The following is a 14,714-nucleotide window of genomic DNA, read 5'->3' as shown; positions in this document are numbered from 1 at the left end:
ACAATCGGTATTCCGATGACCTGAACCCTGACGCCTATGCCTGCTCAACCCACACCGTCCTCACGTATCGCCACGTTGGATTTTGCGCGCGGCGTCGCCGTACTCGGTATTCTACTGCTCAATATCACCGCTTTCGGCTTACCGAAGGCCGCCTATCTCAATCCTGCCTGGCAGGGTTTGCCGTCGCCGACGGATGCCTGGACCTGGGCCATCATGGATCTCGCCGTACAGGCAAAATTTTTGACGTTATTCTCGCTGCTGTTCGGGGCCGGGCTACAGCTTTTGCTGCCCAGAGGAAAGCGCTGGGTACATGCCCGACTGTTCTGGCTGATGCTGATTGGGCTGGCGCACAGCATTTTTTTCTGGGACGGCGATATTCTGCTGGATTACGGCCTGATTGGGCTGGTGTGCTACGGTATGATCCGCCACGCCGAGGGTAGCCGGGCGTTACTGCGCACCGGGGCGATAATGTATCTTGTCGGGGTGGGCGTGCTGTTTGTTTTAAGCCGCTTGCTCAGTCCGCAGCCGGGACGATTCTGGCAGCCGGGCGCCGCCGACATTACCTATGAGGCCTACTGGAAGACCACGGGCGGGCCGGAGGCATGGGGCAACAGGGTGGATTTGCTTACCGACAGCCTATTATCGCTGGGCGTCCAATACGGCTGGCTGCTGGCCGGCGCCATGCTGCTGGGCGCCGGCCTGATGCGCAGCGGCTGGCTGAAAGGGACGTTCAGCCAGCGGCACTACCGGCGCATTGCCTGCTGGCTGATTCCGCTGGCGTTATTGATCAACGGCGGCGGCGTGGCGACGCAGTGGCTGGTGCAGTGGGAATATCGCTGGAGCGGCCTGTTGTTGCAGATCCCCCGCGAGTTGAGCGCTATTCTGCAGGCGGTGGGCTATCTCGCGTTGTGTTATGGCTTTTGGCCGACGTTATGCCGCTGGCGTATCACTTACTGGATCGGCGATATCGGCCGTATGGCGCTGACCAATTATCTGCTGCAGACCCTGGTCTGTAGCCTGCTGTTTAACCATTTCGGGCTGTTTATGCGCCTGGATCGCCTGCAGCTGCTGGCCGTGGTGCCCGTAGTCTGGGGCATAAACCTGCTGTTTTCTCATTACTGGCTGCGTCATTTCCGTCAGGGGCCGCTTGAGTGGCTGTGGCGCCGGCTGACCGCGGCGATCGCCAAAGCGGCATAACGCCGCGCGCGGCGGGTATCGCTATCGTCTAGCCCTGGCGGGCCGGGTTAAGCGCCTGCTCAGGGGGAACGGCGGGGTAATCCGGCGCATCCTCGGGAATTTTATGCTCTGCCGGAATCGAAATCTGCGGTCCGAGAAAACGGGGTTCCCGTTTCACAATGTACAGATCAAAGAGCGCGCCCAGCCTGGCGCCGAATTCCCGCAGACGCACGGTGAGCATATTTTTGGGGGAGGGAACCGCGTAGCACTGCGCCTGAATGCCGAGGTGCAGGGCGATAAACAACGCCCGTTCGCAGTGGAAACGCTGGGTAATGATGGTGAAGTCATTGGTATCGAACACCTTCCGCGTTCTGACGACCGAGTCCAGCGTACGAAATCCCGCATAGTCCAGCACGATATCCGTCGGAGAAACGCCGGCCGCTATCAGGTCGCGACGCATGGTCATCGGCTCGTTGTAACTTTGCAGCGCATTGTCGCCGCTTAGCAGCAGATAACTGATTTTGCCGCTGTTATAGGCATTCAACGCCCCCTGGATACGGAAAAGATAATACTGATTGATGACCCCGGTGCGGTAATACTTGGCGGTGCCCAATACCACGCCAACCTGTCGCGACGGCAGCGCTTGAAGCTCGTCATAAACAAAAGGCGCTGTTTTCCAACTGATCCAGCGATCGAGGGCAAAAGCGGACAGCAGCAGCACGCCAATAATTATCAACAGGCCGTATATCAGGCGTTTCCACATGCTTATGCCTCAGGTAAGGCGATTGGGAGAGTCATGCCTCAAGGCTACTTTACCTGAAAGTCGGACGCAAGGAGCAGACGTTGCAGGGGCGGTTTATTGACGGATTTTGCAACGACGGAGCAAAAAACAGGCGAAGCGGCTAAAAAAGCCGCTCTTTGATGGCGCAAAAGAGCGGCTGATGGGGAAAATACAGGTTGAGACCTACTATCAGGCACGCCTTAGCGGTGAAGGCCGGATAATCAAATCCGGCTTCCCCACAGGTCGTACTCGTCGGCGTGCTCGATTTTTACCTTTACGATATCGCCCACGCTGACGCCGCTTTCGCCATTCATATAGACCGCGCCGTCGATTTCCGGGGCATCGGCCATGCTGCGTCCGATGGCGCCTTCCCCATCGACTTCATCGATCAGTACCAGAAGTTCGCGGCCGATTTTCTCCCGTAGGCGGCGGGCGGAAATGCTCTGCTGAAGCTGCATAAAGCGATGGTAGCGTTCCTCCTTGATCTCTTCCGGCACCTGATCCGGCAGCTGATTCGCCGCTGCGCCCTCCACCGGGCTGTATTTGAAACAGCCGACGCGATCCAGTTGGGCTTCTTGCAGGAAGTCGAGCAGCATCTGGAACTCTGCTTCGGTTTCGCCGGGAAAGCCGACGATAAAGGTTGAACGCAGCGTCAGCTCCGGGCAAATTTCGCGCCAGCGCTTGATGCGTTCCAGCGTTCTTTCCACCGCGCCGGGGCGCTTCATCAGCTTGAGAATACGCGGGCTGGCGTGTTGCAGCGGAATATCCAGGTACGGCAGGATTTTTCCGGCGGCCATCAGCGGAATAACGTCATCCACATGCGGATAAGGGTAGACGTAATGCAAACGCACCCATATCCCCAGCGAAGCCAGCTGTTCGCACAGGCTGACCATACTGGTTTTGACCGGTTGACCGTTCCAGAAACCGGTACGCTGTTTCACGTCGGCGCCGTAGGCGGAGGTGTCCTGCGAGATCACCAGCAGCTCTTTCACCCCCGCACCCGCCAGACGTTTCGCTTCATCCAGCACCGAACCGATAGGGCGGCTGTCCAGATCGCCGCGCATCGACGGAATAATGCAGAATGTGCAGCGATGGTTGCAGCCCTCCGATATTTTCAGGTAGGCGTAATGACGCGGCGTCAGTTTCACGCCCTGCGCCGGAACCAGACTGGTAAACGGATTGTGTTCGGGTTTCGGCACATATTGATGTACGTGCGACAATACCTGTTCGTAGCTGTGCGGCCCGGTGATTTCCAGCACCCTGGGATGTACTTCCCGGATTTGATTTTCTTTTGCGCCCAGACAGCCGGTGACGATAACCTTGCCGTTTTCATTCAGCGCTTCGCCAATGGCCTCCAGCGACTCCTGCACGGCGCTGTCGATAAAACCGCAGGTATTGACGATCACCAGTTCGGCATCGTCATAGCGCGGCACCACCTGATAACCTTCAGTACGCAGTTCGGTGAGGATCCTTTCGGAGTCCACCAGATTTTTCGGGCAGCCCAGGGAAACGAAGCCGATACGGGGTTGTTGCATGTTATTTGCTCACAATGTATTCAAAAAAGAAAAACCGCCGGATTCTACACCATAGTCGGCGCGTCTTATAGTCACCACGGTAAAAGTCGGTATGTTAGTCCAACCGCCCATGACCTTTCTTCAACAAATGTAAACCTGTCGTCTATTTTTTGCACAAACATCCCCCGACGCCTAAATTTACAGAACTTTTGTTGAATGGAGACAACGCCATGCCTCGTAGCGCGATGCCTTACTCCTCTCTATCGTCATCCCTACCGCCGCTGAGTCGCTGGTTATTTCCGGCGACGGCGCTGCTGTTTTCCGCCTCCCTGTTTGCCGCTTCGCCCAAGGTGACGGAGTTGCAGGATAAACTCGATCATCCCTGGTCGCTGGCGTTTTTGCCGGACGAACAGGGGATGCTGATTACCGAACGGGCGGGCAATTTACGCCGCTGGCAGGCGGCAGGCGGACTTTCCGAACCTATCGCCGGCGTACCGCAAGTGTATGCCAAATCGCAGGGCGGGCTGCTGGAAGTGGCGCTGTCGCCCGATTTTGCCGAGGGCCGACGCATCTACCTGAGTTTCGCCGAAGAAGGCAGCGATGGCAAAGCGGGAACGGCGGTGGGCTACGGCCGCCTGTCGGAGGATTATAAACGGCTGGAGAATTTTACCGTTTTCTTCCGTCAGGAGCCCAAGCTGTCCACCGGGAACCATTTTGGCGGCAAACTGGCTTTTGACCGCCAAGGATATCTGTTTATTTCCCTGGGAGAAAATAACCAGCGCCCGACGGCACAGGATCTGGATAAGCTGCAAGGCAAAATCGTGCGCCTGACCGCCGACGGCAAGGTCCCGGCGGATAATCCGCTGGTCGAACGGCCGAGCGCGCGCCCGGAGATTTGGTCGTACGGCCATCGCAATCCGCAGGGGCTGGCGATCAATCCCTGGAACGGGGCGTTATGGGAAAATGAGCACGGTCCGAAAGGGGGCGATGAAATCAATATACCCCAGGCCGGTAAAAATTACGGCTGGCCGTTGGCGACTTACGGCATCAACTATTCCGGGCTTAAGATCCCCGAATCCCAGGGCGAGCAGGTGGCCGGTATGGAGAACCCGGATTATTACTGGAAGAAATCACCCGGCGTCAGCGGAATGGCGTTCTATAACAGCGACCGTTTCCCGCAGTGGAAAAACTCGCTGTTTATCGGCGCGTTGGCGGAGGAAAACCTTATTCGCTTAACGCTGGAGGGCGATAAGGTGGTGGCGGAAGAGCGCTTATTGGATGACCGGGACGAACGCATTCGCGAGGTGCGGCAGGGGCCGGACGGCTATATTTATCTGCTGACCGATCATGATAACGGCAAGCTGCTGAAGGTGGGGCCGGAGTAGCGGCCATCGCCGGCGTATTACGCGATCCCGCGCTATTCAACCTACGTCAACGGCAGCATCACCGTTTGCTGATAGGCCGGACGTTCGGTCAACTGTTGATACCAGCGTTGCAGATTGGGGCGCGGCTGGCGTTCGATATTCATAGAAAACCAGGCATAGGCGATGCAGCCCAGCGGGATGTCGCCAATGCCGAATTTCTCACCGGACAGCCACCGTTGCCGCGCCAGCGCGTCGTCGGCGATGCTCAATAAGCGCTCGCATTCCGCCATGCTTTTATTCACCAGCGCCATATCGCGTTTTTCCGGCGCCACGCGCACCAGGTTGATAAACACGGCGCCAAATGAGACCGCCAGCGTAGTGGTCCAGTCCATCCATTTCTCCGCGCTCGCCCGCGCGCCGGCGTTCGCGAGATACAGCGAATCCTGCCCGTATTGCGCCGCCAGATAACGCACTATGGTGTTGGATTCCCACAGCACCAGATCGTCGTCCTGCAAACAGGGGATCAGCCCGTTCGGGTTCAGCACCAGATAGTCCGCATCCTGATTGCGGCCAAACTGTCCGCCGGCCGGAATATGTTGATAAGACAGCGCCAATTCCGCCGCGCACCAGCGCACTTTTTTGACGTTGGTTGAATTTTCACGTCCCCAAATTGTCAGCATTCTGGATCTCACTGTGAAAGAAGAGAATTTAGGCCGCCGCGGGTGGGGCGGACCGCCGAGAGAAGGAAAGATGAGAAATAATGATATACCTTTTTAGTCTTTATGATTTAACTTGTCATTCTTAATAATGACAGGTAGTTACATACAGACAGGAAAGCTATTCAATGAAATTTACCCATTCTTTGCGCGCCACGTTATGTATCGCGCTGTTGGCAGCCGGCATTCAACAGGCCAGCGCCGACAGCGATCCGCAAACTATCGTTTTTGGCGTGGCCCCGGGCCCTTATGGCGATATGGTCAATCAGGCGATTAAACCCGAATTGACGAAAAAAGGCTACAAGGTGGTGGTGCGTGAGTTCAGCGATTATGTTCAGCCGAACCTGGCGCTGGCCAACGGCAGCATCGACGCCAACCTGTTCCAGCATACGCTGTATCTGGAAAAGTTCGCCGCCGATAAGAATCTGAAAATCACCAAATTGATCACCGTGCCAACGGCCAGCATGGGGTTTTACTCCAATAAGATTAAATCGCTGGATGAACTGAAGAAAGGCGATGTCGTCACCTTATCCAACGACGCCACCAATCTGGCGCGCGGCCTGCGTTTTCTGCAATCGCTGGGGTTGATTACCATCAAGCCCGATATTGATGCGACCAAAGCGTCGGAAAAAGATATTGTTGAAAATCCGCGCGGGTTGGTCTTCAAGCCGCTGGAAGCCGCTCAGTTGCCGCGCACGCTGGATAGCGTGACCGCTTCGCTGGTTAACGGTAATTTCGCCTTTGCCGCGGGACTGAAACTCTCTTCCGCCATCAAACTGGAAACGTTGGATGAAAATCTTAAGAACGTGATTGCGGTACGCACCGCCGATCTGGATAAGCCGTTCGTCAAAGATACCAAGGCTATCGTCGAGTCGCCCGCCTATGCGGCGGTGATTGATCAGCCGGGCTCCATGTTCAGTCAGTTCCAGAAACCAGAATGGATGCAGGCGACAACGCCGGCGCCAGCACAGTAATTCGCGAGTCGGTACTGGTCAGAGATTTATGAGCTGTATTCTTCTGGCCGGTCTATGACCGGCTTTTTTCTTTTCCGCTTGTGCCAGGAGTTTGCGGATAATGATTCAGTTAGAGGGTGTTAGCGTTGATTTTCCTCAGGGGAAACAGCGAGGAAACCGAGCCGTGGATAATGTGACTTTGCATATCCGGCCGGGAGAGGTTTACGGCATTGTCGGAACCAGCGGCGCCGGGAAAAGCACGCTGTTGCGCACCATCAATTTATTACAACGCCCCACAGCCGGGGTTGTCCAGGTGCATGGGGTGAAGGTCAGCGATCTGCAAGGCAAAACGCTGCGCGCGCAGCGGCAGAAAATGGGCATGATCTTCCAGCATTTTAATTTAATGCAAACGCGCACCGTGGCGGAAAACGTCGCCTTTAGCCTCAAGGCGGCGGGAAAATCCAGCGAGGACATTGCTCAGCGGGTGCCGGAAATTCTCAATCTGGTGGGGTTGGCCGATAAGTCCGCGGCTTTTCCTTCCCAGCTCAGCGGCGGGCAGAAACAGCGGGTGGGCATCGCCAGGGCGATTGCCAATCATCCTGAAGTGCTGCTGTGCGACGAACCCACCTCGGCGCTTGATTTGGAAACATCCGCGGCGATTTTAGCGTTGCTCAAAGAGATCAATAAAAAGCTGGGTATTACCATTGTCTTGATTTCCCATGAAATGAGCGTGATCAAGTCGATCTGCGACCGGGTCGCGGTGATGACCGGCGGTAAAGTGGTGGAAGAGGGCGACGTGTTTGATATTTTCGCCGCGCCGCAGCATCCGTTTACCCGGCAACTGGTGGCTCATACGTTGAATCTTGAGCTTCCTCCCCGTCTGCTGGAGGATTTGCAGGGCACCCTGCTGAAAATTCTGTTCGTTGGCGATTCGGCGGAACAACCGGTACTGTCAGACGTAGCGACCCGCTTTGGCGTGTCGGTCAACATACTGCATGGCAAAATCGAGTATATCGGCAACCGCGCGTTGGGAATACTGGTCGCTTTGCTGACGCACCCTTCCGAGGCGGCAAAGGTCGTGGAGGCGGTGGAGCATATTCGGGCGAGAACCGCCCAGGTGGAGGTGTTGCATGGCTGATTTATGGATCGATCTGGTCGCGGCATTCGGCGAGACATTCCAGATGGTGGGGATTTCGACGCTGTTTGCCCTGGTCGGCGGCTTGCCCCTGGGTTTTATTATCTATGTCACCGACCGTCACCTGTTCTGGGAGAACCGTGCGGTGTATCTGTTCAGCACGGTGCTGGTAAATATCATCCGCTCCATTCCGTTTGTGATTCTACTGGTGCTGCTGTTGCCGCTGACGCAGATTCTGCTGGGCAACACCATTGGCCCGGTGGCGGCGTCGGTGCCGATGTCGGTCGCGGCGATCGCTTTCTATGCCCGTCTGGTGGACAGCGCGCTGCGCGACGTGGATCCCGGCATTGTTGAGGCGGGGGAGGCTTTCGGCGCCAGCCCGATGCGCATCATCTGTACCGTATTGCTGCCGGAGGCGAAAGCCGGTTTATTGCGCGGACTGACCATTACGCTGGTAAGCCTGATCGGCTATTCGGCCATGGCGGGGATTGTCGGCGGCGGCGGTGTGGGCGATCTGGCCATTCGTTTCGGCTATTACCGCTATGAAACCGGCGTGATGATTGTGACGGTTATCGCGCTGGTCATTCTGGTGCAGATTGTGCAAATGCTGGGCGACTGGCTGTCAAGGCGGGCGGATAAGCGCGAGCGGCGCTGATCGCTTTTCCCGCGGCGACACTGACCGCTTAACGCGCGGCATCCTCAGCGGTGCCGCGCAGCCCCTGCCGCTGCGGCGCAACAAACGCCATGGGCGGTCGTCTGATTTTTTCCCCGCATGCCGCTGTTTTTTAGACTTTTTCATTTCTTTGATTATCTTTACAGACTGAACGGTTTCCTTGATGGAAATGAAGCGTTACCTTTGGATGTTGCTAAACTTTTCAAAACATATTGAAAATTAAGTATTTCTAACGACTTACGGACATCGCGGCGATCTCATGAAGAAAACGACTTTCCTTTGCAGGCTAAAATCTTTCACTACGGGAACGGTATTGTTAACGGGGCTGATCGCTTCCGCCTCTGCCGAACAGCTTCCCGCGGTTCCTCAAATTGATGCCAAAGCCTTTATTCTGATGGATTATCACAGCGGCAAAGTGCTGGCTGAAGCTAACGCGGATGAACGTCTTGATCCGGCGAGTCTGACGAAAATCATGGCCAGTTACGTTACCGGGCAGGCGATAAAGGCCGGCAAAATTCGCCCCACTGATGAAGTTACCGTGGGGAAGGACGCCTGGGCGACGGGTAATCCGGTGTTGCGCGGTTCATCGCTGATGTTCCTTAAACCTGGCGATCGCATTCCGGTTTCGGAACTGAATAAAGGTATTATTATTCAATCGGGCAATGACGCCAGCATTGCGCTGGCAGACTACGTTGCCGGCAGTCAGGATGCGTTCGTCAGCCTGATGAACAATTATGTTAAAGCGCTGGGGTTGACCAATACCCATTTTCTCACCGTTCATGGGCTGGATGCGCCGGGTCAGTACAGCACCGCGCGCGACATGGCGCTGTTGGGGCAGGCGTTGATTCGCGACGTGCCGGATGAATATGCGCTGCATAAAGAAAAAGAGTTCACCTTTAATAATATCCGTCAGCCCAACCGTAACCGCCTGCTGTGGAGCAGCAATCTGAACGTGGACGGGATTAAAACCGGTCATACCAGCGGCGCCGGGCATAACCTGGTGGCGTCGGCCACCGAAGGGAATATGCGTCTGATCTCGGTGGTGCTGGGGGCGCCGACGGATGCGACGCGTTTCCGCGAAAGTGAAAAACTGCTGACCTGGGGATTCCGCTTCTTTGAAACGGTCACGCCGGTCAAGGCGGGGGCGCCGTTTACCACGCAGCGCGTGTGGTTCGGCAGCCAGAAAGAGGCTCGGCTCGGCGTGGCGCAGGATGCCGCGCTGACCATCCCCAAAGGGCAGATGAAAAATCTCAAGGCCAGCTTTACGCTGCTTCAACCGCAGCTGTCCGCGCCGTTGGCGAAAAATCAGGTGGTGGGCACCATCGATTTTCAGCTTGATGGTAAAAGCATCGGGCAGCGGCAGTTGGTGGCGCTGGACGATATCCCCCAGGCCGGGATTTTCAGCCGCCTGTGGGATTCGGTGCTGATAAAACTTCAGCAGTGGTTTGGCGGCTTATTCCTGTAATGCCAGAAAGGTATTCAGCGAAATGACGGGAATATTTGAAAAGAAAAGGCCCATCAATCTTGAACCTTAATGGCGGGAAAGATGGGCTCCTCAATATGGGGATATCAAAGAAAAGCAGTGGCATAAATTCAGACTTTACCGCTCAGGAAAAGTTCTGTCTTATCTAAGAAATATTTACGATTTTTTGCATTTTTTATCAACCGGGTAATTCAGGCCAGATAATAACAATCAGCGAACCCGCCAGAGTCAGCAATACGTTGGCGATGGCGTAGGTTCCCGCATACCCCAGCGCCGGAATATTGCTGCGGGCGGTATCGCTGATAATCTCCATGGCGGGGGCGCAGGTTCGAGCGCCCATCATGGCGCCAAACAGCAGCGCGCGGTTCATGCGCAGCACGTAGGCGCCGAACAGAAAACAGATAACCACCGGCACCAGGCTGACGATTAATCCTGATATCAGCATCTGCACGCCTATCTCGCCAAAACTGCGGCCGATGCTGCTGCCGGCGCTTAGCCCTACTCCGGCCATAAACACCATCAGGCCGAACTCTTTCACCATATTCAGCGCGCCTTGCGGTATATAACCGAAAGTCGGGTGGTTGGCGCGCAGAAAACCCAGCATGATGCCGGCAAACAGCAGGCCGGCGGCATTGCCGACGCCGAAGGTGAAATTACTGAACTGGAAGGTGATCAGGCCGACCATGATGCCGATGATAAAGAAAGCGCAGAAGGCCAGCAGGTCGGTCACCTGGCTGTGGATGGAAATAAACCCGATTCTGTCGGCGATGCTTTTTACCCGCCGGGCATCGCCGCTCACCTGCAACACGTCGCCTTTATTCAGCACCACGCCGTCATCAATCGGCATTTCAATTTGGCTGCGAATGATGCGGTTAAGAAAACAGCCGTGGTCGGTCAGTTTTAACTGACTGAGGCGTTTACCGACGGCATTGTGGTTTTTCACCACAATCTCTTCGGTGACGATGCGCATATCCAGCAGGTCGCGATCGAAAACTTCCTTGCCGTCGCGAAAGTTGGGGTTGAGGCGGGCGTGCGCGTCCGGGTAGCCGACCAGGGAGATCTCATCGCCGATTTGCAGCACGGCGTCGCCATCGGGATTGGCCAGAATGCCGTTGCGGCGAATGCGCTCGATGTAGCAGCCCGTCTGGCGGTAAATGCCCAGTTCGCGCAGATTCTTGCCGTCGGCCCAGGCGACCAGTTCCGGGCCGACGCGGTAGGCGCGGATGACAGGCAGATAGACCTTTCTCTGGCTGTCGGTATCCAGTCCGCGCTCACGGGCGATTTGCTGGGCGCTGGTCGGTAAGTCCTGATGCTGCAATTTGGGCAGATAGCGGGCGCCGAAAATCAGGCTGACCAAACCAATCAGATAGGTGAGCGCGTAGCCCAGGCTGAGGTTGTCCTGTTCGATGCCGAGCGGTGGGCCGATGCTGGACAGGTTGCGTAAGGTATCGCCGGCGCCCACCAGCACGGGCGTCGAGGTCATGGAGCCGGCGAGCATACCGGCGGTCAGCCCGATGCCCCAGCCGAAGAGCTTCCCTAATCCCAACGCCAGAAGCAGCGCGCTGCCGACCATCACCAGCGCCAGCATTAAATAATTTTTGCCGTCGCGGAAAAAAATGGAAAAGAAATTAGGCCCGGCTTCAACGCCGACACAAAAAATAAATAGCATAAAGCCCAGGCTGAGCGCTTCAGTATTAATCGAAAAGTGTTGCTGCCCGAGTAATAACGATACAACTAAAACACCAATAGAATTACCGAGTTGTACCGGCCCCAGACGCAATTTTCCCAGACAGAGACCTAAAGAAAGAACCACGAATAACAGCAGAATGTAATTCCCGTTTAACAAATCAGCGACGTTTATATTCATGGGGTGTAACTTGTTGTTTACCAGTAAGTTCTTGATATAAATAGCTATAAAGACTAGATTTAGTCATTAAGCACAAAGATTCCATTGACATCATAAATAGCCGTCGGCTGAAAGGAATCAGTCTCGGACAGTATAAATTATTCGGCGCCAATTGTTCAGTGTAATTATTGTGTCGTGGTTATTTTCGGTTTATCGGTCGTACAACCAATAACAGGTGGTGGTACCTCACTTTGTGTCATATCGGGGATATTCAGCTACGCATATTTACCGTGCCGGTCAAGGATTCGGAAAGTATGGCGTGGAAGGCATATAGAGAGGAGGCGTATGGCAAGCGATAAAGGTTGGGTTGGCGCGACCTGCTGTTTTTTATTGTTTACCGTGGTGTTTTTAAGCCAGAAAATGAATGTGTCCGACGCGGACGGGCTGCATGGCGACCCCGGAATGCTGCTTTTTTTATTGCCCGGCGTGGTGGCCAGTTTCCTGTCCGCGCGCGGGCGGCTGCTTTACCCGCTGATCGGTTCATTGCTGGCAATGCCGGTGTGCCTGTTGGTGCTGCACTTTTGGCGTACGTCGCATCACTCTTTCTGGCAGGAGCTGGCCTATGTGCTGAGCGCCGTTTTCTGGAGTGTGCTGGGAGCCTTGGGTTTTATCTTTCTGCATGCGATCTACCGGCGATACTTTCGCTGAGCGGCGGTTTCCCTTATGGATTACCGATAAAAAAAGACGCGGGATGCGCCTTTTTCTTATAGTTGCATCGGTTATGACTGGAACAAACTCAGGTGTTGTTTGGCGTAAGCTTCAAAATCGGTGCAGCCGCCGATATGCTTTTCATCCAGGAATATCTGCGGCACGGTTTCAACGGGTTTACCTACCGTTTTGGATAAATCTTCTTTGGTGATGCCTTCCTCGCGAATATCCACATAGCGGAATGTGAAATCATCGCGTTGTTGCGCCAGTTTTTCCGCCAGCGCTATAGCGCGCACGCAGTAAGGACAGCCGGGACGCCCGAAAATAACAGCCAGCATGTAAACTCCTTGGGTAAAATTGGGGAAACGGTATTTTTCTAAACGCTGGGCATGATGCCTGAAGTCATATGCGGTTACTATGCTCGCAATGCCCCATGAAAAAAAGCGGTAATTACCTGTTACAACGATTCGCCTCGCCTATGGTATGCGGCGGGGTGTAAAGGGGCATTGGTCTGACGGGGCGGCTGGCATATAATCAACCGCTGTGCGATACGCATGATAAAGGCATTCATCGCTATTTTTTCTATACCAGAGGGATACCGCGTGACGCCCACCATTGATTTACTACTACGCCACCGTTCCATCCGCGCTTTTACTTCACAGCCGGTGACGGATGAACAGCGCAGCGCGATTATCGCCGCCGCGCAGAGCGCCTCAAGCTCCAGTTTCCTGCAGTGCAGCTCCATTATCCGCATTACCGACCCGGCGATTCGACAGACGTTGGCGCATTACAGCGGCGATCAGGCATATGTCGCCCAGGCGGCTGAATTCTGGGTTTTCTGCGCCGATTTTCAGCGTCACCTGCAAATATTTCCGCAGGCTGAAACCGGTCTGGCGGAACAGTTGCTGATAGGCTGCGTTGATACGGCGCTTATGGCGCAAAATGCGCTGGTCGCCGCGGAATCATTAGGGCTGGGCGGCGTGTTTATCGGCGGGGTTCGCAATAATATCGCCGATGTCACCGCCATACTGAAACTGCCGCGCCAGGTATTGCCGCTTTTCGGGCTCTGTCTGGGATACCCGGACGCCGATCCGCTGCCAAAACCCCGCCTGCCGCCCGAATTACTGCTTCACGAGAATACGTATCAGCCGCTCGATGGCGATAAACTGGCGCAATACGATCGGCAACTGGCGGAGTATTATCTGCAACGCACCGGCCGTCGCCGCGATAGCTGGAGCGAGCATGTGGCGCACACGCTGAAAAAGGAACTGCGTCCGTTTATACTGGATTACTTGCACCAGCAAGGATGGGCGCTGCGTTAGGACATTTATGAAGATAGCGATTCTATCTCGCGACGGTTCGTTATATTCCTGCCGGCGTCTGCGCGAAGCCGCGCAGCAGCGCGGGCATCAGATTGATATTATCGATCCCTTGTCCTGCTACATGAATATCAATTCGGCGGCGCCTTCGGTGCATTACCGCGGCCGCAGGCTGGTGAAATATGATGCGGTCATCCCGCGTATTGGCGCGCTTATCACCTTTTACGGCACGGCGGTGCTGCGCCAGTTTGAAATGCTGGGTGGTTTTGCTCTGAACAACTCGGTGGCGGTTATCCGCGCCCGCGACAAGTTGCATTCGCTGCAGTTATTGGCCAGTGCGGGAATCGATTTGCCGGTGACCGGGTTTGCCCATTCCCCCGATGATACCGGCGACCTGATCGAAATGGTCGGCGGCGCGCCGCTGGTGGTCAAGCTGGTGGAAGGGACGCAGGGGATCGGCGTGGTGCTGGCTGAAACCCGGCAGGCCGCCGAAAGCGTTATTGACGCTTTTCGGGGGCTGAACGCCCATATCCTGGTGCAAGAGTATGTGCGGGAAGCGCAGGGCAGGGATATTCGCTGCCTGGTTATCGGCAACCGGGTTGTGGCGGCCATCGAGCGCCAGGCCAAACCGGGCGAATTCCGTTCCAATCTGCATCGCGGCGGTTCGGCGCGCAAGGTGCAGATCACCGCCCGTGAACGGGCCGTTGCGCTTAAAGCGGCCAAAACGCTGGGGCTGAACGTGGCCGGGGTGGATATTCTGCGCGCCGCGCGCGGCCCTCTGGTGATGGAAGTGAACGCCTCGCCGGGGCTGGAAGGTATCGAAACCGCCACCGGGGTGGATATCGCCGGTATGATGATAGAATTTATCGAGCAGCATGTTCGGGCGTTATCGGTGCATAAAAGTTAGTTTTCCGAACGCCGCTCAGCGTCGTAAAATGGCAAACCGGTCGGGCGCGGCATATTGCGGCTTAATGCGATTTAAAGCGCGTTAACCGTGGCATCCAAAGCTGATATTCCGTAAGCTATGGACCCCTTTTTTAACAACA

General features: G+C 55.6%; 14 protein-coding genes. 9 read left to right on the top strand and 5 right to left on the bottom strand.

The genetic code is table 11. The features are described 5' to 3' along the window. The first annotated feature begins 36 nt into the window (after positions 1-36). Positions 37-1,197: a DUF418 domain-containing protein YeiB gene (gene yeiB, locus EH206_RS13220; protein ID WP_009113272.1), complete on the top strand. Its 1,161-nt coding sequence runs from the start codon at positions 37-39 to the stop codon at positions 1,195-1,197. A 28-nt stretch (positions 1,198-1,225) separates the two neighbouring features. Here the strand turns inward: yeiB and sanA are convergent, their stop codons facing one another. Together sanA and rimO are read right to left on the bottom strand one after the other, a co-directional pair. After that, on the bottom strand, positions 1,226-1,939 hold the full coding sequence (gene sanA / locus EH206_RS13215) for an outer membrane permeability protein SanA (RefSeq protein ID WP_009113271.1): 714 nt from the start codon (positions 1,937-1,939) through the stop codon (positions 1,226-1,228). Between the two features lie 239 nt (positions 1,940-2,178). Next, positions 2,179-3,492 carry a 30S ribosomal protein S12 methylthiotransferase RimO gene (rimO, locus tag EH206_RS13210; RefSeq protein ID WP_009113270.1) on the bottom strand — a complete coding sequence of 438 codons (1,314 nt, stop codon included), beginning with the start codon at positions 3,490-3,492 and terminating at the stop codon, positions 2,179-2,181. 209 nt (positions 3,493-3,701) lie between these two features. On the opposite strand from rimO, the gene EH206_RS13205 reads away from it, so the two are divergent. Continuing rightward, complete coding sequence (locus EH206_RS13205) at positions 3,702-4,856, top strand: PQQ-dependent sugar dehydrogenase (RefSeq protein ID WP_009113269.1); 1,155 nt, start codon at positions 3,702-3,704, stop codon at positions 4,854-4,856. Between the two features lie 41 nt (positions 4,857-4,897). Here EH206_RS13205 and EH206_RS13200 read toward each other — a convergent pair whose 3' ends face one another. After that, positions 4,898-5,515, bottom strand: coding sequence for a glutathione S-transferase family protein (locus EH206_RS13200; protein ID WP_009113268.1), 618 nt, complete (start codon positions 5,513-5,515; stop codon positions 4,898-4,900). Between the two features lie 164 nt (positions 5,516-5,679). Here EH206_RS13200 and EH206_RS13195 point away from each other — a divergent pair, with 164 nt between their 5' ends. From EH206_RS13195 to EH206_RS13180, 4 genes are all read left to right on the top strand, one after another. Then, the gene (locus tag EH206_RS13195) at positions 5,680-6,525 is read left to right on the top strand and encodes a MetQ/NlpA family ABC transporter substrate-binding protein (protein ID WP_009113267.1); all 846 of its coding nucleotides are present in this window, start codon (positions 5,680-5,682) and stop codon (positions 6,523-6,525) included. Positions 6,526-6,625: 100 nt separating this feature from the next. Then, complete coding sequence (locus EH206_RS13190) at positions 6,626-7,642, top strand: methionine ABC transporter ATP-binding protein (RefSeq protein WP_009113266.1); 1,017 nt, start codon at positions 6,626-6,628, stop codon at positions 7,640-7,642. Continuing rightward, on the top strand, positions 7,635-8,294 hold the full coding sequence (locus EH206_RS13185) for a methionine ABC transporter permease (protein WP_009113265.1): 660 nt from the start codon (positions 7,635-7,637) through the stop codon (positions 8,292-8,294). Before EH206_RS13190 ends, EH206_RS13185 begins: the two co-directional genes overlap by 8 nt. A 277-nt stretch (positions 8,295-8,571) precedes the next feature. Beyond that, positions 8,572-9,777, top strand: a complete 1,206-nt coding sequence (locus EH206_RS13180; protein ID WP_009113264.1) for a serine hydrolase — start codon at positions 8,572-8,574, stop codon at positions 9,775-9,777. A gap of 196 nt (positions 9,778-9,973) precedes the next feature. Here the strand turns inward: EH206_RS13180 and EH206_RS13175 are convergent, their stop codons facing one another. Continuing rightward, the gene (locus EH206_RS13175; RefSeq protein ID WP_009113263.1) at positions 9,974-11,662 is read right to left on the bottom strand and encodes an aspartate:alanine antiporter; all 1,689 of its coding nucleotides are present in this window, start codon (positions 11,660-11,662) and stop codon (positions 9,974-9,976) included. 324 nt (positions 11,663-11,986) lie between these two features. Between EH206_RS13175 and EH206_RS13170 the strand changes: the two genes are divergently transcribed. After that, positions 11,987-12,349: an inner membrane protein YbjM gene (locus tag EH206_RS13170; protein WP_009113262.1), complete on the top strand. Its 363-nt coding sequence runs from the start codon at positions 11,987-11,989 to the stop codon at positions 12,347-12,349. 71 nt (positions 12,350-12,420) lie between these two features. Here EH206_RS13170 and EH206_RS13165 read toward each other — a convergent pair whose 3' ends face one another. Then, positions 12,421-12,687, bottom strand: a complete 267-nt coding sequence (locus tag EH206_RS13165; RefSeq protein ID WP_009113261.1) for a GrxA family glutaredoxin — start codon at positions 12,685-12,687, stop codon at positions 12,421-12,423. A 264-nt stretch (positions 12,688-12,951) separates the two neighbouring features. Here EH206_RS13165 and nfsA point away from each other — a divergent pair, with 264 nt between their 5' ends. Both nfsA and rimK read left to right on the top strand, forming a co-directional pair. Beyond that, positions 12,952-13,671, top strand: coding sequence for an oxygen-insensitive NADPH nitroreductase (gene nfsA, locus EH206_RS13160; protein WP_009113260.1), 720 nt, complete (start codon positions 12,952-12,954; stop codon positions 13,669-13,671). Between the two features lie 7 nt (positions 13,672-13,678). Continuing rightward, positions 13,679-14,575, top strand: a complete 897-nt coding sequence (rimK, locus tag EH206_RS13155; protein WP_009113259.1) for a 30S ribosomal protein S6--L-glutamate ligase — start codon at positions 13,679-13,681, stop codon at positions 14,573-14,575. The last annotated feature ends 139 nt before the right edge of the window (positions 14,576-14,714 follow it).

This window comes from Brenneria nigrifluens DSM 30175 = ATCC 13028 (assembly GCF_005484965.1).
Taxonomy (GTDB): Bacteria; Pseudomonadota; Gammaproteobacteria; order Enterobacterales; family Enterobacteriaceae; genus Brenneria; species Brenneria nigrifluens.
Note: the sequence above shows the minus strand (reverse complement) of the source record. Positions and strands in the feature narration are given on the sequence as shown.